Annotated in this window: 18 protein-coding genes; 13 read left to right on the top strand and 5 right to left on the bottom strand. The window is 36.5% G+C overall.

The genetic code is table 11. The features are described 5' to 3' along the window. The first annotated feature begins 37 nt into the window (after positions 1-37). Complete coding sequence (locus V7S79_RS05960) at positions 38-3,946, top strand: S8 family serine peptidase (RefSeq protein WP_459489646.1); 3,909 nt, start codon at positions 38-40, stop codon at positions 3,944-3,946. Between the two features lie 35 nt (positions 3,947-3,981). On the opposite strand, the gene V7S79_RS05955 is transcribed toward V7S79_RS05960, so the two are convergent. Genes V7S79_RS05955 through fcl form a run of 3 tightly spaced genes read right to left on the bottom strand, consistent with a single transcriptional unit; the run spans position 3,982 to position 6,658 of the window. Next, positions 3,982-4,974 carry a YhdH/YhfP family quinone oxidoreductase gene (locus tag V7S79_RS05955; protein WP_459489645.1) on the bottom strand — a complete coding sequence of 331 codons (993 nt, stop codon included), beginning with the start codon at positions 4,972-4,974 and terminating at the stop codon, positions 3,982-3,984. Between the two features lie 8 nt (positions 4,975-4,982). Continuing rightward, a complete protein-coding gene (locus V7S79_RS05950) occupies positions 4,983-5,720 on the bottom strand; it encodes a class I SAM-dependent methyltransferase (protein WP_459489644.1) in 738 nt (245 codons plus the stop codon). Continuing rightward, the gene (gene fcl / locus V7S79_RS05945; RefSeq protein WP_459489643.1) at positions 5,720-6,658 is read right to left on the bottom strand and encodes a GDP-L-fucose synthase; all 939 of its coding nucleotides are present in this window, start codon (positions 6,656-6,658) and stop codon (positions 5,720-5,722) included. The genes V7S79_RS05950 and fcl overlap by 1 nt, the downstream gene beginning before the upstream one ends. Positions 6,659-6,784: 126 nt before the next feature. Between fcl and V7S79_RS05940 the strand changes: the two genes are divergently transcribed. From V7S79_RS05940 to V7S79_RS05925, 4 genes are read left to right on the top strand one after another with little or no spacing between them, the layout of a single operon-like run. After that, positions 6,785-7,750, top strand: a complete 966-nt coding sequence (locus V7S79_RS05940) for a toxin-antitoxin system YwqK family antitoxin (RefSeq protein ID WP_459489642.1) — start codon at positions 6,785-6,787, stop codon at positions 7,748-7,750. 9 nt (positions 7,751-7,759) lie between these two features. Continuing rightward, on the top strand, positions 7,760-8,122 hold the full coding sequence (locus V7S79_RS05935) for a hypothetical protein (protein WP_459489641.1): 363 nt from the start codon (positions 7,760-7,762) through the stop codon (positions 8,120-8,122). A 39-nt stretch (positions 8,123-8,161) separates the two neighbouring features. Further along, on the top strand, positions 8,162-9,688 hold the full coding sequence (locus tag V7S79_RS05930; protein WP_459489640.1) for a SulP family inorganic anion transporter: 1,527 nt from the start codon (positions 8,162-8,164) through the stop codon (positions 9,686-9,688). Between the two features lie 2 nt (positions 9,689-9,690). Then, complete coding sequence (locus tag V7S79_RS05925) at positions 9,691-10,320, top strand: carbonic anhydrase (protein ID WP_459489639.1); 630 nt, start codon at positions 9,691-9,693, stop codon at positions 10,318-10,320. Between the two features lie 4 nt (positions 10,321-10,324). On the opposite strand, the gene aspS is transcribed toward V7S79_RS05925, so the two are convergent. Continuing rightward, positions 10,325-12,088 carry an aspartate--tRNA ligase gene (aspS, locus tag V7S79_RS05920; RefSeq protein ID WP_459489638.1) on the bottom strand — a complete coding sequence of 588 codons (1,764 nt, stop codon included), beginning with the start codon at positions 12,086-12,088 and terminating at the stop codon, positions 10,325-10,327. A gap of 662 nt (positions 12,089-12,750) precedes the next feature. Between aspS and crtD the strand changes: the two genes are divergently transcribed. Next, the gene (gene crtD, locus V7S79_RS05915) at positions 12,751-14,253 is read left to right on the top strand and encodes a 1-hydroxycarotenoid 3,4-desaturase CrtD (RefSeq protein ID WP_459489637.1); all 1,503 of its coding nucleotides are present in this window, start codon (positions 12,751-12,753) and stop codon (positions 14,251-14,253) included. Between the two features lie 2 nt (positions 14,254-14,255). After that, complete coding sequence (locus V7S79_RS05910) at positions 14,256-14,732, top strand: DUF4293 domain-containing protein (RefSeq protein ID WP_459489636.1); 477 nt, start codon at positions 14,256-14,258, stop codon at positions 14,730-14,732. A 135-nt stretch (positions 14,733-14,867) separates the two neighbouring features. Here V7S79_RS05910 and V7S79_RS05905 read toward each other — a convergent pair whose 3' ends face one another. Continuing rightward, positions 14,868-15,836 (bottom strand): KpsF/GutQ family sugar-phosphate isomerase, encoded by a 969-nt coding sequence (locus V7S79_RS05905; RefSeq protein WP_459489635.1) that lies wholly within the window; start codon positions 15,834-15,836, stop codon positions 14,868-14,870. Between the two features lie 86 nt (positions 15,837-15,922). Here V7S79_RS05905 and V7S79_RS05900 point away from each other — a divergent pair, with 86 nt between their 5' ends. From V7S79_RS05900 to V7S79_RS05875, 6 genes are all read left to right on the top strand, one after another. Further along, positions 15,923-18,244, top strand: a complete 2,322-nt coding sequence (locus V7S79_RS05900; RefSeq protein WP_459489634.1) for a RecQ family ATP-dependent DNA helicase — start codon at positions 15,923-15,925, stop codon at positions 18,242-18,244. Positions 18,245-18,255: 11 nt separating this feature from the next. Further along, positions 18,256-19,542, top strand: a complete 1,287-nt coding sequence (purD, locus tag V7S79_RS05895; protein ID WP_459489633.1) for a phosphoribosylamine--glycine ligase — start codon at positions 18,256-18,258, stop codon at positions 19,540-19,542. A 28-nt stretch (positions 19,543-19,570) separates the two neighbouring features. Continuing rightward, positions 19,571-20,989 (top strand): PSP1 domain-containing protein, encoded by a 1,419-nt coding sequence (locus tag V7S79_RS05890; protein WP_459489632.1) that lies wholly within the window; start codon positions 19,571-19,573, stop codon positions 20,987-20,989. Between the two features lie 14 nt (positions 20,990-21,003). Then, positions 21,004-21,501, top strand: coding sequence for a gliding motility lipoprotein GldH (locus V7S79_RS05885; protein ID WP_459489631.1), 498 nt, complete (start codon positions 21,004-21,006; stop codon positions 21,499-21,501). After that, complete coding sequence (locus V7S79_RS05880) at positions 21,485-21,955, top strand: Lrp/AsnC family transcriptional regulator (protein ID WP_459489630.1); 471 nt, start codon at positions 21,485-21,487, stop codon at positions 21,953-21,955. Before V7S79_RS05885 ends, V7S79_RS05880 begins: the two co-directional genes overlap by 17 nt. Before the next feature lie 84 nt (positions 21,956-22,039). Continuing rightward, the gene (locus tag V7S79_RS05875) at positions 22,040-23,134 is read left to right on the top strand and encodes an efflux RND transporter periplasmic adaptor subunit (protein ID WP_459489629.1); all 1,095 of its coding nucleotides are present in this window, start codon (positions 22,040-22,042) and stop codon (positions 23,132-23,134) included. The last annotated feature ends 7 nt before the right edge of the window (positions 23,135-23,141 follow it).

Below are 23,141 nucleotides of genomic sequence, written 5' to 3'. Positions count from 1 at the left end.
TAACACACTTATATTGTCTTTCTTGTTACTAAGCCCAATGTTCATTTTCGGGCAAAGTGATATTTATACCAATGCTAAAAAGAAACAAATAGCTGAAAGAGCTTTTATTTTTTCCCAAAAAGCAGACAGCACTTATCGTCAAAGTTTTAAGATAGCTAAAGAAAGAGGTATTAAGTTAAAAGACACTTTGAGCAAAAATAGAATTTTACATTTCCAACATATCAATTCCATTGGTGAAGCTCTGTACATAGGAAATCATTCCAATACTTTAGCTGCAAAAGTTACGCGTACGAATGAATTATACAAAGATGGTATCCTAGGATTAAATTTGACGGGTAAATCAGATACCATGTCTGGCAAATTAGGCATGTGGGATGGCGGTGGAGTTTTGGTAAATCACCAAGAATTAATTGGCCGTGTAACAACGGAAAATCCCAATATTTCATCAGACATTCATGCCACACACGTAGGTGGAATTATGATGGCACAAGGAATCAATAGCAATGCCAAGGGAATGGCTTATGGTGCCAATCTTCGTGTTTGGGATTTCAATAATGATAACAAAGAAATTAGCGACAACTCCACGAGTCTTTTAATCAGCAACCATTCGTATGGATATATCGCAGGTTGGGAATTTAGTTCCACCAAAAACAAATGGGTATGGTATGGAAATAACAGCGTAAGCTCTACCGAAGATTATAAATTTGGATTGTATGATGACAATTCTGTTGCATTAGACAAATATGCGTTCAATGCTCCTAAATTTTTAATGTTCAAATCAGCAGGGAATAACAGAGATAGCAATGGTCCTGCAACAGGTGAATTATACTATTTGAACACTCCTATTAATGGTATTGATACTTCTCGAGTTGCAAGGTCAAAAAACAATTCCTACGATATTATTTCAACCACCGGAAATGCAAAAAACATTGTGACTGTGGGTTCTGTTGACTTATTAGGTTTTGCTCCTAAAAAGGCATCTGATGTGACAGTTTCTTCATTTTCTAGTTGGGGCCCTACGGATGATGGCCGTATTAAGCCAGATATAATGGGAGTTGGTACAGACATTTATTCTACTTCTAACTCTTCCACAACCGCTTATACTACCTTAAGTGGAACCTCTATGTCGAGTCCACAAGTAGCGGGATCGGCACTACTACTTCAACAATTATACAACCGTCTAAATAATAACAATTTCATGCGGGCTGCTACTTTGAAAGGAATATTATTACACTCGGCATTTGATATTGGGGCAGTAGGCCCCGATTATCAAACAGGTTGGGGATTACTTAATACGGAGGAGGCTGCCAAAATAATAGCAAACAAAGATCAGTCATATAAAATCATTGAAGGAACACTCGCCAATGGGCAATCGGGAAGTATACCCCTTGTTGCATCAGGAAAAGGAGATTTAAGTGCGACTATTTCATGGACAGACCCAGAAGGAACTGCCAATGTTGCTATATTAAATGACAGAACTCCCAAATTGGTGAACGATTTAGACATCCGAATTAAAGACGACAAAGGCACTTATTTACCCTACATTTTAGACCCAGCCAATCCTGCTAATCTTGCTGTTCCAGGAGATAACATTCGAGATAATATTGAAAGGATCACCATTGTAGGTGCTATTCCTGGAAAAAGTTATCAATTAACTTATTCGCATAAAAAATCCCTTAAAAACAATGCACAAGATTATTCCATCATACTTTCAGGTATTGGTGGGAAAGCGTATTGTTCCATTGCCAATTCAAATGCGAAAAACACCATTCAATCGGTTTCTTTGAATAAAACGGTTTATTCATCTACGTCAAGCAGTGATTTCATGGGCACTCCTTTTAAAGTTGAATTAGGACAAAATCTACCATTAGAAATCAATTATTTGGATACGCAATCGAAAATCACCAAAATTTATGCCGACTGGAATCAAGATGGAGATTTTGATGATAGCAATGAATTATCCGTCAATTCGGGCTTAACAACAAGCTCCACCATCAGTCCAAAGCTGCAAGTACCCTCAACCGCCAACGTTAATCAATATTATCGAATCAGAGTTGTTTCAGAATATGGTGCATCAACAAATCTTGCTACCTCTTGCGGAAGCGTTACAAGTGGTGAAGTAGAGGAATACTTATTTCAAATAACAGAACCAAGTAACGATGTAGGTGCTCTAAGTTTCAGCCAATCTACTCCTAAAGTGTGTGCAAACAATGGACCAAACTCATTCACTGCTAAGGTGAAAAATTACGGCACCACCAATCAGCAAAATGTAAAAGTACAATTGACCATTTCTCAAAAAGGACAAGTTATCTCAACGCTTTCTGGTATAATCCCAACTCTGTATTCCAATTATGAAGAGGAAATTGCACTGACGGGAAATACCGTTTTAACTGCGGGACAAAGCTATCAATTCGAGCTTTCAACAATTTTGTCAACTGATCAAAACAATTTGAATGACAAAATAAATCAAGACATTAGCATCGAAAGTCCTACAGCGCCAATTGCAACTGGGCAATTTTGTACAGGTGCAAGTTCATTAACTTTAACCGCATCCAATGCAAATGCACTTTGGTACAACAATAATATATTAGTGGGATCAGGACAAAGTGTAAGTCTGCCAGCAAATAAGGCCTATTTTGTTTCGAGTGGCGACTTCAGTGCTTCTTATGGGCCGAAAACGAAAAAAGAATTTGGCGGAGGCTCTTATTATAGCAACTTTGGTCCCATGCCAATCGTTGAAGTAAAGTCACCCATTGTGATGGAAAGTGCAAGAATCTACGTTGGAACCTCAGGAACCATCGTATTTAGCGTCTATGACCTCAATTCAGGATTACTGGTATCTTCAACAGCTAGAGAATTAACCGCAACAAGAAATCAATTAAACATTCCAACGGATGCTTCAACACAAATTCCGGATGACAAAAATGATCCAGGTCAAATCGTTCAATTGAATTTGGCATTCCCAGCTGCAGGAACTTACGCGATTACCCAAGAATGTTACAATGGAGCAAGTATTTATCGAAGTAACCGCACCTTAAAAGACACAGTCAATGCTCCTACAAACATTGGATATCCCTATGAAATTGCGAATATCATTAAAATGAATGATGCATTATATGATTCCGGACGTATTCAATCAGGATATTACTATTTCTATGACATGAAATTGAGATCTTATAGCTGTGCAAGTTCAAGAGTAGAAGTCGCTGTGAAAACAAATACCTCTCCAGTTATTAAAATAACACCAAGTGGCAAAAAAACAATTTGTACTTCTGAAGCTTCCACTGTTGCCATAGTGGCCAATTCAAATGATTCGACCACATTTCAATGGCAAATGAATGGCGCTGACATAAAAGGAGCTACAAGTTCCACATATTCAACTAGTTTATCTGGAAAATATTCGGTAAAAGGCAGCGTTTCGGGTGCTTGCCCAGCATTATCTGACACCTTAGATTTGAAATTCAGCACTCCTATTCCACCTTTTATTTCGTATAATCAAGGAATTTTAAGCACCTCCAATGGAACAAACATTCAATGGTTATTAGGCAGTTCGGCCATTCCAAATGCCAATAATATTAGTTATACTCCTGTTCTTTCAGGTACCTATAAAGTCCAACTAAAAGATAGCAACGGATGCTTGGCAACTTCAGACATTATCAATGTGAGTATCTTAGCGACAGAAAAAGAAAACCCTTTCAAAGAAATTAGCGTCTACCCGAACCCTATCAATCAATTGGTGAAAATTGGTATTCCAGATGGATTTACCGCGACAAGTTATGAGGTTCAGGTTATTGATTTGCAAGGAAAAATACAAATTTCAAACTCTTGCGAATTAGATAAATCAGAGAACACATTGAATTTAGATGTGTCCAAATTAACAAACGGAATTTATTTCATTCGTGTCCCGGAAATCAATACTAAAGCTATTAAAGTGGTTAAATACTAAATGAGGTAATAGGTAAGAGGTAAGAGCCCGATTCCTTAATTAGCAATTTTGACGATTTTCCGACCTAAAGATCTTCCTTCCAACATTTTTGATAAATATTGGGGAGCTTCTTCCAGATTAATTTCTTGACAAATGTTTGAAGTATCAATTTTCCAATCTGCATTAAATTTATCCCAAATTTCCTTTTTGGATTCAAGAGTAGATTCAGCTGAATAAATTCCTAATAATCTAGCCCCACGTAAAATAAAGGGATAAATTTGCATGGATAAATCTACACTGGATGCCATTCCGCAGGCAGCAATTGCACCGCCATTGTGTAAACTTTTAAGCGTTTTCACCAAGACATCTCCTCCTACGGTATCAATAGCCCCCGAAAATTGGATCGGGTATAATGCCCTTTCCTGATTTTCCAAAAAATCATTGCGCAAAATCACACGATCAGCACCAATGGATTTAAGTAATTCAACTTGTTCTTGCTTACCTGTTAAAGCCACCACAGAATAACCTAAACGCTTCAATAATAAAATGCTAATCACTCCTACCCCGCCTGTCGCACCTGTGACTAATACATCTCCGGCATTGGGAAAAATACTATTTTCTTGTAATGCTTTCACGGCCAATCCTGCAGTTAAACCTGCCGTTCCTAATTCCATTACTGACCTAGTACTAAGATTTGCAGGAATGGGTACCACCCAATTGGCTGGAACAAAAATATATTCAGACAAACCGCCATGCTCGTTCATTCCAAAATCAAAACCAGTAACCAAAACCGATTGACCAACCTGAAAAGTGCCAGAAAGATCAGAAACTACCGTACCCGAAGCATCAATACCTGGTATATGTGGAAAATTTCGTGTGATACCTTTATGTCCAGAAGCAGACAAGGCATCTTTATAGTTCAAAGAGGAATAGGCAACTTTTATCAGAACTTCTTTTGGAACTAGAAAATCAAAAGGCAATTTTGTCAATGCAGTTTGATAAGTAGAAGCAGGTGTTTCTGTTGTCAAAAGTGCATGAAAGTCCGTCATGATCTGAATTATTTAACCCAGAAGAAAATCATCCGAGGTGAGTTTTTTTCATCAAAATATCCCAACTGATAATCGCCCAATAAATCGATTAAATGCAAACCAGCTACGCTGGCATAGGAAATAAAATCGTTTTTAGAAATCAGCTCAACTTTTTCCAAAAAGTGAAACTTTTCCCCTTTGTCTTCAAAATCAATGGATTTATATAAATACCCATTTTCTTCCCAACGTTTGATGGCAAACTTAATTCCTTTTCTAATAATGGTTTCAGATTTGACCAAATTGGCTAAGACATGAGCAGGATTAAAGAAATCCATCACTAAAATCCCTCCTTTTTTGAGAGCATTGGCTAATACATAGAATGCTTTTTGATTTTCAATCTTTTCATCAAAATAGCCAAAGCTTGTAAAGAAATTAAAAATGGCATCGTAATGATTAACCTTCGGCAAAGGATTTCTCAAATCATGGACAAAAAAATCTAAACCTTCTGTTTCTAGCGTTTTATTTTCTTCAATATTGGAGGGCGACAAGTCAAACGCAGACACCTGCAAGCCTAGATCGAATAAGGTTTTGGCATGTCTACCTTTTCCACATGCAGCGTCTAATACCTTTGCTTTGGCAGGTATAGATAATTTATTTTGCAAAGCTTTAATAAATTCAACCGCTTCATCTACATCTCTCTTTTCATACAAAATATGATAATAAGGAGAATCAAACCATGCACTAAACCATTCTTCCTTCTGCTCCATTATTTTCTAATTGATGGATTTGTCAGAAAATCTTGATAGGCTAATTCTATCCCTTTTTCTAAAGCAATTTGATGTTTCCAACCCAATGCATGTAATTTACTAACGTCCATCAGTTTTCTAGGCGTTCCGTCTGGCTTAGACGAATCCCAACGAATTTCACCTTCAAAGCCGACAATTTTTTGAACAGTTTCAGCCAATTCTTTGATGGTCACGTCCTCCCCTGTTCCTATATTGACTAATTCTGCTTCATCATAATTTTCCATCAAAAACAAACATGCCTCCGCTAAATCATCGGCATGTAAAAACTCGCGCATCGGAGAACCGGTTCCCCAAAGCTCCATAAATGGCTTATTCTGTTGTTTTGCTTCATAAAATTTACGGATCATCGCAGGCAAAACATGCGAATTTTCCAAGGAATAATTATCATTAGGCCCGTATAAATTAGTCGGCATAACAGAAATAAAATTGCAATTATATTGTGCGCGATAGGCCTCACACATCTTTATTCCTGCAATTTTAGCAATGGCATAAGGTTCATTGGTCGGCTCCAAATAGCCACTCAATAAATAAGATTCCTTCAAAGGCTGAGGAGCCATTTTAGGATAAATACAAGAAGAGCCCAAAAACATCAATTTCTTGACATGGTTCAAATAAGATTGATGAATCACATTATTTTGGATTTCTAAATTTTCATACAGAAAATCCGCTCGATAAGTATTATTCGCGACAATCCCTCCTACTTTTGCGGCAGCTAAAAAGACATATTCGGGTTGTTCTGATTCAAAAAAAGCTTGAACAGCTGATTGATTTTTCAAATCTAATTCAGAAGATGTCTTCAAAATTAAATTTGAATACCCCAATGAAAGTAATTTTCTAACGATAGCAGAGCCAACCATTCCTCTATGACCTGCTACGTAAATTTTAGCTGCTTTTTCCAACTTATTTTAACTTTTAAATTGCCAATTTTTGAACAAAATCATGCAAAAATACATAATCTACCTTATCTAATTATTTTAATTCCTATTTTTGGGAAATTTTTTTGAAACATTGACGTTTCTTACCACATGGCAAATAAATTATCAGGTTTTCTCCTAATTTTCTTTATTTCAACATTTTCAGCTTTAGCTCAAAACAAGGCCGTTTTTTCTGACAAAAAACCTTTGATCGATACCACTGTAAAGGCAAAAGGTCTTTTTGGTGGTCATTTAGATACGGGCTTGGAAAAACAAGTAGATGAAGTTAAAAAACTCAAATCAGAAAGTGCTGAATGGAAAAAAGAAAGTAAAGCATTTTTAAATGAATTAGGTATAAATAATTTAGGTTCAAAATCTGCCAAATTGGCGAAGCAAATCAAAAAGAAAATTGTCCCAAAAGATGAATACGAAGGGGTAAAAACGGAAAGAAGATTAGGGCAATACGGCAGTGGAAATAGGGCCACCTATGAAGAAATCAATGTTGTGAAGTATGTAGAGGATGAAGCCGTCAACCCTTACAATCAGGAAATTTGGTGGTTTGACCCCTCACAATCAAGAATCGTCAATAGCTCCCTAAAAGACAACAAAACAGCACAAATTTGCCACGGGCCTTTCAAACGATATGTTAACCAAATACTGGTGGAACAAGGCTTTTTTTATATGGGGGCAAAAGATGGGCGTTGGGAAAATTATGGCCCTGAATTCGAATTAGAAAACAAGCAATATTATAAACGAGGTTTTCCAGCCGAGTCGACAATTAGCTATTATGATGCTGAAAAAAAGAAAATCAAAGAAGTCATCCCCAGAGCTTATGGAAAAGTAAGCGGTCAATATGTATCTTTTTTTCCCAACGGTTTAATGAAAGAAGATGGAAAATTTGACGATAGCGTAAAAGTTGGCCGTTGGAGAGAGTTCCATGAAAAAGGAATTGGAGGAAGACTAAAGAAAGAATGGCGTTTTGGTAAAGATAAATTTGACTCACAAGAAGGCATTTTGATTCAAGAAAGAGACAACCAATCGAAAATCATTTATCAGAATCCCCAAAAATTTGATTAAAATTGCAAGATGAAAAAGTGGGGACTCCTTATTTTCTTTCTGGCAAGTATTTTAGTCATTGGAATTTCTTTAACAAAAATTTCAAAGGCTAATGAAACACAACTCGAAATCCGAGTTGTAAAAGCCACTTTATCCGAAAATACTACACCAGAACACTCCACTTTTCCATTCAAATATACTTCCCCTTATGCTGGAGAAGAAGATGAAAACGAAGATGAAATTAGCAGCTTCGAGAAATTAGAAACGTCTTTTATTCAGACATCGCCCTTTTATTTTGACGAAAATTCGTACAAACAATACAACCCTATTTTGGGTATTTCAGACCCATATCTCAATCAAGTCTTTACCCCTCCTGATTTTATTTGTTCATAGTTCGATGAATTCATTCACCCTATAACAATTTAAAATCACATGTATTTCAAACAATATTTATCCGCCTTTATCAAAGGTGATTGGAAATCAGGTATAGCTGTATTTCTAGTGGCCTTGCCTCTATGCCTAGGAATTGCTTTGGCCTCTGGCGCCCCTTTATTATCTGGGCTGATAGCTGGCATCATCGGGGGAACAGTGGTTTCCCTACTTTCTGGTTCAGAACTTTCTGTCAGTGGACCCGCTGCGGGACTGACCATCATTGTTGCCAATTCTATCATTACTCTAGGTTCATTCTCGGGATTTTTAGTCGCCGTTATTTTAGCAGGAATTATACAAATCGCTTTAGGAATTTTCAAATTAGGGAAAATTGGAAGTTTTTTCCCTTCTTCAGTTATTAGAGGAATGCTAGTAGCCATTGGTATTGTAATTATCCTGAAACAAATACCTCATGCCTTGGGAGACGACTTAGATTTCATCGGAGAATTTGAATTTTTTCAATCGGATGGACAAAATACATTTAGTGAATTATTACAATCATTCAGTATTTTTAAGCCAGGAGCCATATTTATTTCCATCATTGGCTTATTCATTTTATTTACATGGACGGCCATTTCTGAAAAAATCACCTTCATGAAGGCTCTTCCAGCTTCCTTAATTGTTGTATTAGTGGGTGTTGGCATTAATCATTTATTTGGAATGTTTGAACCTGCTTGGTTTTTAGGAAATTCAAAAGACCACATGGTAAATTTGCCCATATTTAATGATTGGTCGGAACTAAAAAATGGCATTATTGGACCTGATTTCAGCTTTTTAAGCAATCCACAAATTTACACGATTGCTATTACCCTTGCGATTGTTGCCAGCTTAGAATCACTTTTGTCCCTCGAAGCAACAGAAGCATTAGATCCATTAAAACGCATTGCTTCTGCTGATAAAGAGTTAATTGCACAAGGAATTGGTAATGTGAGCAGTGGCTTGTTGGGTGGCCTTCCTATCACTTCCGTGATTGTTCGGTCATCTACCAATATTTATGCAGGTGGAAAAACAAGGATGTCAGGATTTTTTCACGGAATACTTTTGTTGGGCGCTATTTTAGCCATTCCCTTTTATCTGAATCAAATACCGCTTTCTTGTCTAGCAAGTATTCTTTTATACACAGGTTACAAATTGGCACATCCCAAAGAAATAAAAAAGGTATTTAAAGAAGGATGGAAACAATGGATTCCATTTGTGATAACAATTATTGTCGTGGTTGGTATCGACTTGCTTTGGGGAATATTTATAGGAACTATTGTCGGTTTAATATTTGTCATTTTCACCAACTACAGCTCTGTTTTCTCTATTTTTGAGAAAAACAATGAGATATTAATCAAGTTTCAAAAAGATGTCACTTTCCTTCACAAATTAGCTTTAAAAGAAGCTTTACGAAAAATTGAAACAGGGAAAATGGTTTACATCGATGTTTCAAAGGCTCATTTCATTGACCATGACATCAATCTTTTAATCCAAGAATTTATTAGTACTGCTCCTGAAAGGGGGATTGAAGTAGATTATAAAAAGAAATAAACATGAAAGAATACAACAAATTATTATTGAGTAACAAAGCCTGGGCAAGTGAAAGATTAGAAGTAGATGAAAACTATTTTGATACACTTTCAAAAGACCAAAATCCCTTGTTTCTTTGGATTGGTTGTGCCGACAGTCGGGTACCAGCAGAAGAGATTACTCATGCTGATCCAGGCGACATTTTTGTTCATAGAAATGTAGCCAATTTGGTAGTCCATACAGACATCAATTTGCTTTCCGTTTTGCAATATGCCGTCGAAGTTTTAAAGGTAAAACACATCATTGTTTGCGGACATTATAATTGCGGAGGAGTAAAAGCTGCCATGACCAATCAAGATTATGGATTAATCAATAAATGGTTAAGAAATATCAAGGAGGTTTATGAGAAAAATTATGACAAACTGCAAGCGATACCCAATGAACAAGATAGATTCAACAGTTTAGTTGAATTGAATGTACAAGAGCAGGTTAGAAATTTAGCCAAAACAAGCATTGTACAAAAAGCTTGGGCAAACGAAAAATACCCACACTTACACGGGTGGGTATTTGACATTCACTGTGGTGAAATTAAAGAAGTATTAAATATTTCAGCAGGCGAATGGACGAGTCCGGTATTCACCTATGAATTTTAATTGATTATAAATTGGTTTTGATTTTCAATTCATCCAATTGTGCTTGTGCCAAAGGTGAAGGAGAATCAATCATAACATCTCGGCCGGCATTGTTTTTAGGGAAAGCGATAAAATCACGGATAGATTCCGAACCGCCAAACAAAGAACAAAGTCGGTCGAAACCAAACGCTAAACCACCATGTGGAGGTGCGCCATATTCAAAGGCGTCTAATAAAAAGCCAAACTGCGCTTTTGCCTCTTCTTCTGTAAATCCTAAAACTTGGAACATTTTCGACTGTAAATCTTTTTGGAAAATACGAATCGAACCACCTCCTACTTCCACTCCATTGACCACCAAATCATAAGCATTGGCTCTAACATTTGCCAAATCTCCTGCTTCCATGGCAGCAATATCTTCTGGTTTTGGACTCGTAAAAGGATGGTGCATGGCAAACCAACGATTTTCTTCTTCGCTGTATTCCAATAATGGGAAATCCACTACCCAATGTACCTTATAATTATTTGGATCGCGTAATCCCATGCGGTTACCCATTTCCAAACGTAATTCATTCAATTGCTTGCGGACTTTATCTCCCTCACCAGGCAAAATCAACATCAAATCGCCTTTCTCTGCTCCAAAAGCCTCCGCCCACTTTTTCAAATCTTCCTCTGAATAAAATTTATCCACGGATGATTTTAAGACTCCATCTGCTTGATAACGTAAATTAATCAAGCCTTTTGCTCCGATTTGTGGACGACGAACAAAATCGGTTAATTCATCGATTTGTTTACGCGTGTATTCTGCAGCCCCTTTCACACAAATACCAACAACTAAGCTCGCCGAATCAAATACCGCAAAATCTTTACCGGAAGTCAAATCAACACCCTCACCTTTCAACTCAACAAATTTCATGTCAAAACGAATATCTGGTTTATCTGAACCATAATATTTCATTGCATGAGCATAAGTCATTCTGGATACTTCTCCGATATCCAAGCCCTTCACTTGTGTAAACAAATGACGGATCAAGCCTTCAAACATATTTAGAATATCCTCTTGTTGCACAAAAGACATTTCACAGTCGATTTGCGTAAATTCAGGCTGACGGTCCGCTCTTAAATCTTCATCTCTGAAACATTTCACAATTTGATAGTAACGATCAAATCCTGAAACCATCAATAATTGCTTAAATGTTTGTGGCGACTGCGGCAAAGCGTAAAACTCACCTGGATTCATCCGAGATGGCACTACAAAGTCGCGCGCACCTTCTGGAGTAGATTTAATCAATACAGGAGTTTCAACCTCAATGAAGTTTTGAGCATCCAAATAATTTCTTACTTCTCTACCTACCTTGTGTCTTAATTGTAAACTTTCACGAATTGGATTACGTCTTAAATCCAAATAGCGATATTTCATTCGAATATCATCACCACCATCTGTCTCGTCTTCAATCATAAAAGGAGGCAATTTGGCTGGATTAAGCACTTTTAACTCCTTCACTTTCAATTCAACATCTCCAGTGGGTAATTTATCATTTTTTGCCAAACGCTCAACCAAAATCCCTTTGGCTTCTATGACAAATTCTCTACCCAAAGTCCTAGCCAATGCCAAAGATTCAGGTGAAGATTTTCCTTCTTCTAACATCAATTGAGTAATTCCATAACGGTCACGAAGATCAATCCAAATCATCCCTCCTTTATCTCTTGACCGCTGCACCCAGCCACATAAAGTAACCTCTTGTCCAACATGTTCTAATCTTAATTCGCCGTTTGTATGTGTACGTAGCATATTAAATTGATGGTATTTTAAAATTTTGCACAAAATTACAGAAATAGTATGGTAGAAGCAAAAGAGATGTATGAGGTATGATGTATGAGGTATGAGGTATGAGGTATGAGGTAAGAGGTAATAGGTAATAGGCAAAAGGTAATAGGTAATAGTACAGAGAGAAGAGAGAAGAGAGAAAAGAAAAGTCTAATAACTGATAACTAATCACTAATATCTAAATTTTTCTCTTTTCTTAATGTTTAAGGAAAGAAGGTGGCTGAGGCTATAATGGTGGCAGAGGCTATAATGGTGGCTGAGGCTCTCGAAGCCAGCCAGCCAATTAATAAAAAAAAGTGTTCGATGGCTCGAACACTTTTAGAAATAAATTTTAGGGTTAGGATTTGATTATGGGTTAGGCTAATTTTAAGGGTTGGGTTAGGTTTTAAATTTGGGTTAGGTAAGCGACAAACTAATTAATATTTTAGGGTTAGGCAAAGTTTTAAAATTGGGTTAGGTATGATTGTTGGGTTAGGTTTTATTTTTAATCAAACATTTATAAATCTTAGTGGTTTTGTTCCTAATTGTGATACAAATTTACAGCGTCTTGATTTTTGTCAACTTGTCTTTTTGCAACTTTTTGAAAAATAATTGATTTTTTTTCAACCTATTAAAATTCATGAAAAATGAACAAAAATGCTGAAATTGGAATAATTGGGGCAGGTATCGGAGGTTTAGCACTTGGAATACGTTTGGCGTGTCGAAATAAAAAAGTTGAAATTTTTGAAAAAAATGCATTTCCAGGAGGCAAATTGAGCTCCATAGAAAAGGATGGTTTTCGCTTCGATGCGGGTCCTTCATTATTCACTCTACCCTCATTAGTAGATGAACTTTTCGAATTAGCGGGCAAAAATCCAAGAGATTATTTCAATTACCAACGCCTTCCTGAAATTTGTAGATATTTTTGGGAGGACGGCACACGTTTATCGACGTTGGAATCTCCTCAATCAACTGCCCAATCCATTGCACAAGAATTAGAAGAAGATGAAAAGACAATATTGAACTTCCTTTGGGGACTAAAAGAAAAATACGACATCATCAGCGATTTATTTTTAGGTAGCTCCTTGCATGAAGTCAGCACTTGGACGAATAAAAAAGCCTTGAAAGGATATTTAAACATCCCTCGTTTAGGTTTATTTTCCAAAATGCACCAATATCATTCATCCATTTTCAAGAATCCCAAGACAGTACAATTATTTGATCGATATGCGACCTATAATGGTTCCAACCCGTATCAGACTCCAGCCACTTTATCCATCATTCCACATTTAGAATACAATATTGGAGCTTTTTTCCCGGAAGGTGGAATGATTGCTATCACCAATGCAGTTTATCAATTAGCCCTTGATTTGGGTGTTGTTTTCCATTTCAACACGAGTGTAGAACGGATAATCATTGAAGAATCTGCTGCAGTGGGGTTGAGTACCTCCAAAGGCGATTTTCACTTTGATGCAATAGCTAGCAATTCAGATATTCGACCAAGCTATCTTGAATTACTTCCTGATGTAAAAGCACCCCAAAAACTCTTAAACCAAGAAAAATCTAGCTCTGGAATTATTTTTTATTGGGGAATGAACAAAGAATTTGAAGAATTAGGGGTTCATAATATCTTTTTTTCGGACAATTACCATTCAGAATTTGAGGCGATTTTTAATGAAAAAAATTTATTTGATGACCCAACCGTTTACATCCATATTTCCAGCAAATTAGAAAAAAAAGACGCACCAGAAAATTCAGAAAACTGGTTTGTTTTAATCAATGTTCCTGCTAATAGTGGTCAAAATTGGGAGGAATTGGTTCATTTGACAAGAGAAAGAGTGCTTGATAAAATTTCAAGAATATTGAAACTCCCAATCCGTGAATACCTCATTAGCGAAGACATTTTGGACCCCATTAAAATTGAACAGCGAACTTCTTCTTCCGGTGGTGCCTTGTATGGGAATGCATCCAACAATCAATTTGCTGCTTTTTTACGACATCCCAATTATAGATCAGCCATTAAAAACCTTTATTGGGTAGGAGGAAGTGTGCATCCTGGAGGAGGAATCCCTCTGTGTTTATCTTCGGCAAAAATTGCTGCTGATTTGTATCAAAAAAATGCTTATTTTCGCAAAAAAATAAAGAAATAATTATGATTCAACGCCCACAATCCATCTTTTTACTCATTGTCATTATTGCAGAAATTTTAGTTTGTACGGGATTACCCATTTGGGCAAAAGAAGGTACGCAAGGACAATCCATCCAACTTTTTATTACTCAATGGACGCAAAGTTTAAATGGTAAAGAAGTTGCGAGTCAAACGCATTATATTCTATTAGGGATTGTCATAGCTTCCATCGTCTTAAGTTTGGGCATTCTATTTTCTTTCAAAAATAGAATCAAACAAATGACTTTAGGATTAATCAATTCGGTATTAATCGCAATTACGATGGGATATACTTTTTATATTATTTTCAAACAAACCATTCCTTTGTTTGACCCAACAGTCAACGGAAATTACGACCTAGGATTTTACGCCTTAGTGGCAGCCCTTTTAGCGAATATGATTGCAAACAGACTGATTCGTAAAGACGAAATGTTGGTGCAATCGTCCAACCGCATGCGATAATCATTCTTCTCGCGCTCGGCTGTGCCGAGTGCGGGCTATCCCAAAATCATTTTGATTTTACAAAAGTCTTAAATTCTCGCGCTCGGCTGTGCCGAGTGCGGTCTATCTCAAAATCATTTTGATTTTACAAAAGTCTTAAACTATACCCTCCCTCAAAAGGTCGTGTAAATGAATAAATCCCACAGCCTTTCCATTTTCCACCACAACCAACTGCGTGATATTTTTTGATTGCATCAATGCCAATGCTTCCGTCGCAAAGGATTCAGAATCAATCGTTTTAGGATTGGAGTTCATCATTTGTTGAATCTGAATACTTGACCAATCGGATTGAGATTCCAACATTCTTCGAACATCTCCATCAGTGATAATTCCAATTAATTTTTCTACTTCATCAATAACCGCCGTAGCACCTAAACGTTTAGAAGAAATTTCATGTATTGCTTCTTGAATACTCGCTTGAGGCGAGATTTTCGGAAATTCATGCTGCGGATAAATATCGGCTACTTTTAAATACAATCTTTTTCCCAAAGCGCCTCCAGGATGATATTTAGCAAAATCTTGAGCCGTAAAACCTTTGCATTCCAACAAACAGACGGCTAACGCATCTCCCAAAGCTAAAGCAACCGTTGTAGAGGTAGTGGGTGCTAGATTAATTAAATCGGCTTCTGACTCGGCCAAGGCATGTAAAATAAAATCGGACTGCTGACCCAAATAGGAATTTCTATTAGACACCATGGCAATCAAGCAAACACCAAGGCGCTTAATCAGCGGGACCAGGACTTTAATTTCTGGAGTATCTCCTGATTTTGAAATACAAATCACGGAATCTCCCTCCTGTATCATGCCCAAATCGCCATGAATAGCATCTGCAGCATGCATAAACAAAGCAGGAGTTCCCGTTGAATTCATGGTAGCTACAATTTTTTGAGCGATAATAGCTGACTTGCCAATACCCGTAAAAACGATTCGGCCATTTTGAGCGAGAAGGTGTTCCACACAAGCTTCAAATTCAGAATCAATTAATCTACTAACTTGTAAAATTGCTTCTGCCTCTTGAGATAAAACTTTTTTTGCTGTGGATTGGATATTTTTGCTTAATTTCAATTTAAGATTGTTTTTCGACTTCAAAGATAACCAAGTCAGATTACATTTTATCAATTTTTGAAACAGCCCAATAAGTATTTATAGATATGTATAGTTCAATTTCCAGCGATGTTTTAAAGGAGCAACTCAAGAAAACTTTTGGATTTAGTCAATTCAGAGGAGAGCAAGAACTCATCATTCAAAATACCCTAAAGGGGAATAACAGTTTCGTTTTAATGCCCACAGGCGCTGGAAAATCACTTTGTTATCAATTGCCGGCCATTGTAATGGAGGGCACTGCCATTGTCATTTCACCTTTGATCGCGCTGATGAAGAATCAAGTGGATCAATTAATTGCCTTTGGCGTCAATGCCCAATTTTTAAATTCTTCTTTGACAAAAGCGGAAATCAACAAAGTCAAAAGTGAGGTTTTAAAGGGAGAAGTTAAATTACTCTACATTGCACCTGAATCTTTAAACAAACAAGATAATTTAAATTTTCTTCAACAAGCAAAAATATCATTTGTTGCCATAGATGAAGCACATTGTATTTCAGAATGGGGGCATGATTTTAGACCAGAATACCGAAAAATTAGAGGAATCATTGAATCCATCAATGAAAAATTACCCATCATAGCTTTAACAGCAACCGCAACACCAAAAGTTCAGCAGGATATTCAAAAGACGCTAAACTTAGAAGATGCTCATGTATTCAAATCGTCTTTCAATCGAAAAAATCTTTATTATGAAATTCGTTCAAAGAATGATATTGACAAACAACTGATTCGATTCATTAAATCACATTCAGGAAAAGCAGGCATCATTTATTGTTTGAGCAGAAAAAGAGTCGAAGAAATTGCAGAATTGTTGCATGTCAATGGGATCAAAGCACTCCCCTACCATGCTGGATTAGAACCTCAAGTTAGAATGTTTAACCAAGAAGCATTTTTAAATGAAGAGGTTGAAGTTATGGTTGCAACCATCGCTTTTGGAATGGGAATTGACAAACCAGATGTTCGATTTGTGATTCACTATGACGCTCCTAAATCATTGGAGGGTTATTACCAAGAAACCGGACGTGCAGGTAGAGATGGATTGGATGGAACATGTATCCTCTTTTATACCTATGACGATATTTTAAAATTAGATAAATTCAACAAAGACAAGGCTTTTACTGAAAAAGAAAATGCCAAATTACTTTTAAATGAAATGGTTTACTACACAAATTTGGGTGTTTGTAGACGAAAGCAATTGTTGAATTATTTTGGAGAATATATGGCCGACAATTGCGGATTTTGCGACAATTGTTTACACCCTACGCCTACCTATAAAGCAGAGGAAGAGGTTTCTTGGGTTCTTGAGGCCGTAAAAGAAACAGGTGGAAAATTTGATGCAGAACACATTGCCGACATTTTAGAAGGCAAAATGAATCAATACATCGAAAGTTATGGGCATGATAAATTAGCTGTTTTTGGCAAAGGAAAAGAACCATTTTGGAATATCGTAAAAGAAGATGATGAGGAGGATGACGAGGACGATTTACTAAATGATGAAGAAAATGAAGTTCCTAAAAAGAAAAAATTAAAAGCCAAGGCCAAAAAAGAAAACCCCGAAGATGAAATTAAATCCCCATGGATTTCATTCATCAAGCAAGTTTGTATTTACGGATTATTGGATAAGGACGTAGAAAACTATGGAGTTCTTTTACTGAGCAGCAAAGGCGAAGAATATTTAAAAGACTCGTATCCATTGACATTTTCGAAAGATCATGATTATGAACAAGAAGGAAAACCTGAAGAGTCGGATGATGAAACAGGAGGAATTTCTGCAAAAGCGTATGATGATGCCTTGTTTGAATTATTGAAAAACCTTCGAAAAAAAATAGCCAAAGAAAAAAATCTACCCCCATATGTTATCTTCCAAGATCCCTCTTTGGAAGAAATGGCAACGACCTATCCGAGCACACAGGAAGAAATGGCTCAAATCAATGGAGTCGGAATGGGTAAGGTAGTCAAATTTGGCAAGCCATTTTTAGACGTAATCAATCGATATGTTGAAGAAAATGAAATTGAAACGGCTAGAGAAGTCGTTGTAAAATCGACCGTTAACAAGTCGAAAATTAAAATTTTCATTATTCAACAAGTGGATAGAAAAATCGATTTGGACATTATTGCAGAGCAAAAAGAACTTGGCATGTCTGAATTGATACAGGAAATTGAGGCCATTTGTTATTCTGGGACAAAATTAAATCTTGACTATTTCATTAATCAAGTGATTGAGCCCGATAAACAAGAAGAAATATATGAATACTTCATGTCTGCCGACACAGACAATATTGCAGAAGCATTAGATAACTGTAATATAGAAGATGTAAGCGAGGAGGAACTTCGTTTAATGAGAATTAAATTTTTAAGTGAATTAGCAAATTAGAATATCCATTTATGAACGTTTTATTATTGGGATCAGGAGGTAGAGAACACGCTTTTGCTTGGAAAATATCCCAAAGTCAACTTTTAGATCATTTATTTATAGCACCCGGCAATCCTGGCACAGCCCAAATTGGCACCAATTTACCCTTTGGTGTAAATGATTTTGAGGCAATTGTCCAGCATATCCGTGAGAAAAATATTGAATTAGTCATAGTAGGGCCAGAAGAACCTTTAGTTCGAGGAGTTAGAGATTTTATTGAATCTCAACATGATTTGAAGCATGTTGGGATTGTAGGTCCGGGAAAAGAAGGAGCGCAGATAGAGGGAAGCAAAGATTTTTCTAAAAAATTCATGCACAAATACGGAGTTCCTACAGCTGCATCTCAGACATTTACCATTGATAATGCAGAAGAAGGATTGAAATATTTAACAAAACAATCTTTTCCAATAGTACTGAAAGCAGATGGCTTAGCAGCAGGTAAGGGAGTAATTATCGCACAAAATTTAAAAGAAGCACAGGATTCATTCAAAGAAATGATTTATGATTCCAAATTTGGTGCAGCAAGCGAAAAAGTGGTGATTGAACAATTTTTAAGAGGAATTGAATTGTCAGTTTTTGTTCTTAGTGATGGAGAAAACTATGTTGTTTTACCTGAAGCGAAAGACTATAAGCGCATCGGTGAAAATGATGAGGGATTAAATACTGGTGGCATGGGAGCTGTTTCTCCTGTTCCATTTGCCACTGAAAAATTCATGAGCTTGGTAAAAACAAAGGTCATCGAACCAACCATACAAGGTTTACGCTCAGAGGGAATATCTTACAAAGGTTTTATATTCATTGGATTAATGAATCATGAAGGTGAGCCTTACGTGATTGAATACAATGCAAGAATGGGTGATCCTGAAACAGAAGTGGTATTGCCAAGAATCAAATCGGATTTCTTATCTTTGTTGGTTGACTCTGCTCATGGCCGTTTGGCGGGACAATCTTTAGAAATAAATGATCAATTTGCTGTAACAACGATGTTAGTGGCAGGTGGATATCCTGAAGATTACCGAAAAGGCGATGAAATGACTGGAATGGAAAATGTAAAAGACGCATTGATCTTTCATGCCGGCACTAAGGAGGAAAATGGTAAAATAATTACCCAAGGAGGTCGCGTAATGGCTTTAACTGGGACTTCAAATACACTAGAAAATGCAATCCAAAAATCACAAAAGGCTGCAATTTCAGTACAATTTGAAGGTAAAAACTTTAGAAGAGATATTGGATTAGACGTACTTAGATATCAATCTTAATACCTAATTCGGTTTTCATACATCAATTATGGCATGTAAATCGTGTTCAACGGGATCTTGTGGTTCCAAAGCATTAGCATCAGGTGAAGTAGCTGTTTCAGGCTGCCAAAGTAATGGCGGTTGTGGTTCAGGTGGTTGCAATAAAATGAACGTTTTTGATTGGTTATCCGATCTTGATGTCCCTCAATTTCAACGTTACAACATAGTAGAAGTAAAATTTAAAGGTGGTCGTAAAGAGTATCTAAGAAATACCCACCAACTTGAATTACACACGGGAGACTCCGTAATGGTCGAATCGACAAGTGGTGTACATTTAGGAGTAGTTTCCTTACAAGGGGAATTAGTTCGATTACAATTATTGAAAAAAAGCATCAAGGACGATGAGAATTTAAAAAATATCGTTCGAATTGCGACAGACAAGGATATCGAGAAACATGAGCAGGTGCTCGCTAGAGATTTACCTACTTTATATCGTTCTCGCCAAATAATTGGCGAATTAAAGCTGAACATGAAGCTATCCGATGTAGAATTTCAATCGGACGGAACAAAAGCAATTTTCTATTATTCTTCTGATGATCGAGTAGATTTTAGAGAATTGATTAAACTTCTCGCGAATGAATTCAAAATTCGGGTGGAAATGAAACAAATTTCACTTCGACAAGAGGCTGGCAGACTGGGAGGAATCGGTATTTGCGGAAGAGAATTATGTTGTTCAACTTGGTTAAGTGATTTCAAAAATGTCACAACCTCTGCTGCGAGATATCAAAATTTATCTTTGAATCCAGTAAAATTGAGTGGCCAATGCGGTCGTTTAAAATGCTGTTTGAACTATGAATTAGAGACCTACATGGATGCCTTGAAAGGAATACCAACCATAGAAGGCCGTTTAAAAACCAAAAAAGGAGACGCTATCCTTCAGAAAACAGACATATTCAAACGAATGATGTGGTTTGGAATTGTAGGAGAAGAAAGCATTTGGATTCCTGTATCTTGTGACCGTGTCGCAGAAATCATCGAATTAAATAAAAAAGGAATCATTCCGGAATCATTCGAGAATTTAAGTCCAGATGCACCTGTCGTTGAAAAATTAAAGGCTTCAGAATTAAATTCGGATTTAGACCGAATGGACAAAAAATACGGTAAATCTAAACCTGGAGGGAATTTCAAGAAAGGAAATTTTGAGAATAGAAATAGGGAAAATCCGAATAAAGGACCAAAACCGAATCAACCCAATAATCCGAACAAAAATCAACAAGCCAATAAGAATAAACCCGTCAATCCGAATCAAATAAAGGACAATTCTCCTAAAATTACCCCCGAAAATCCCAATGCTGTAACACCAGTTGAAGGAGCAGCTCCGAAACCTTTTAAAAAGAAATTTAAGAAAAAATTCAAGCCTAGGCCAGGTAACGAAAATGCTGGAGGAAGTGATAAACCTAGTGTATAATTGACTGATTTTCAATGAAAAAATGGGCTCACCTTTTTTGTTTATTCATTCTAATATCAAGCCTTAGTTCTTGCGAAGAAGGCTTTGTGATCAATGAAAGTCATTCCTTTTCCGACACAGGTTGGCCAATGAAACAAAAGGTCATTTTCCCCTTTGAGATAAAAGATTCTTTAACATCATATGATTTATCTGTTTCAATTAGGCAATCGAATGATTATCCTTTTCATAATTTTTATTTTTTAACGAAAATAATGAATCAAAAAGGGCAAACAATCAAGCAAGGACTAGCAGAAGCATTTTTCTATGATCCGAAATCAGGCAAGTCTATTGGACAAAGTTCTGGATCGATCATCGGGCATAAATATTTGATTTTAAAGCACATCAAGTTTCCAAGAAACGAAAAATACATTGTTCAACTAGAGCAATATATGCGAAAAGACACAATTCCAGGGATTGTATCCATTGGCGCATCTATAGCCCCCATCGATGAAAATAATGGCAAAAATAGATGACATTGATAAACAAATTTTAGCCTTTCTTCATGAGGATGCGTTCATGTCCAATAAAGAAATGGCTATCCGTTTGAATATGAGTGCAACGCCTGTGCATGAGCGGATAAAGCGAATGGAAAAAGAAGGAGTCATCACAGGCTACAAAGCAATATTAAATTCCAATAAATTAGGTAAATCCCTCACGGTATTTTGTGACATTTCCTTGAAAGAACACGCAGCAGATTATTTAAAACAATTTGAAGAAGATGTTATGTCTTTGAGTGAAGTGCAAGAATGTTATTGCGTTTCAGGTCATAGCGATTTCCTTTTAAAAATTGTGGTAGAGGATATGGATGAGTACAGAAATTTTATTTTACACAAATTAGCCAGCATTAAAAATATAGGAAATGCGCAAAGTCATTTTGTTATGAATCAAATTCAAAATGAACAGTTTTTGCCTTGGAAAAATAAATAAATGCAACAAACCCATAAATTAGGGCAAAAGCATCAAAAATAAATTATAACTTGAAAAATTGATCAACCGTTTGACATTGAAAATATGAACAAGATTACCAAAACAATCATTAGCTTATTAGTTATCATTTTCATTTTGGGTCTAGCTTTTTATCCCAAAATCAAAAAATCGCTATCAAAAGACGAGAAGGATGGAGCTAAAAAGGAGAAAGAAAAAGGACCTGGAGGAAAAGGAGGAAAAACTGCAGTTATTGTAAGTGTTGTCAAATCAACCAGATTAGACGACATGATCACTTCTACTGGAAGTATTTTACCTAATGAAGAGGTGGAAATTCACTCAGAAATTGCTGGAAGAATTATCCAATTGAACATTCAAGAAGGAGATAATGTACAAAAAGGCACTGTACTTTTTAAAATCAATGATGATGATTTACAAGCACGTTTGAAAAAATTAGGCTTCAATAAAAAATTAGCAGAGGACAATGAAGCGCGCCAAAAGGTCTTACTTCAAAAAGAGGCAATCTCTCAAAGAGAATATGATATTGCTGTCAATTCCGTTAACACAATTTCTGCCGATATTGAAGATTTGAAAGCGCAAATTTTGAAAACAACTGTAAGAGCGGCCTTTTCAGGTACAGTTGGATTTAGATATGTGAGTATAGGTAGTTATATCTCACCTTCCACTAAAATTGCAACGTTGACAAACACAAATCCAGCGAAAATTGAATTCTCTATCCCAGCGAAATACGCAAGTGCCATCAAAAAAGGGAATACCATTGAATTTGAAACTGAAAATGAGGCGAAAACCTTTATTGGCAAAGTGTACGCCATAGATCCTAAAATAGACGCACAAACAAGAACTTTGCAGATTAGAGCTTTGAGCCCTAATCCAGGCAATAAATTAGTTGCAGGCGCTTTTGCCAAAGTAAACCTAATTCTTAAATCGAAAGGTTCTGCCATTTTAATTCCAACAGAAGCTGTCATCCCTGAATCAAAAGGTAGTAAAGTTTTTGTAGTCAAAAATGGTAAATCTGTACCTGTTAAAGTGGAATTAGGTACAAGAGGCGAAAGAACAGTTGAAATTTTATCTGGTTTAAATTTAGGAGATACTTTGATTACCAATGGAATTATCCAGGTAAAACCAGATGGAGAAGTAGAAATAAAAGAGGTGGTTCAATAATCGGTTA

The sequence above is a fragment of the Aquirufa sp. ROCK-SH2 genome (genome assembly GCF_054558315.1).
Note: the sequence above shows the minus strand (reverse complement) of the source record. Positions and strands in the feature narration are given on the sequence as shown.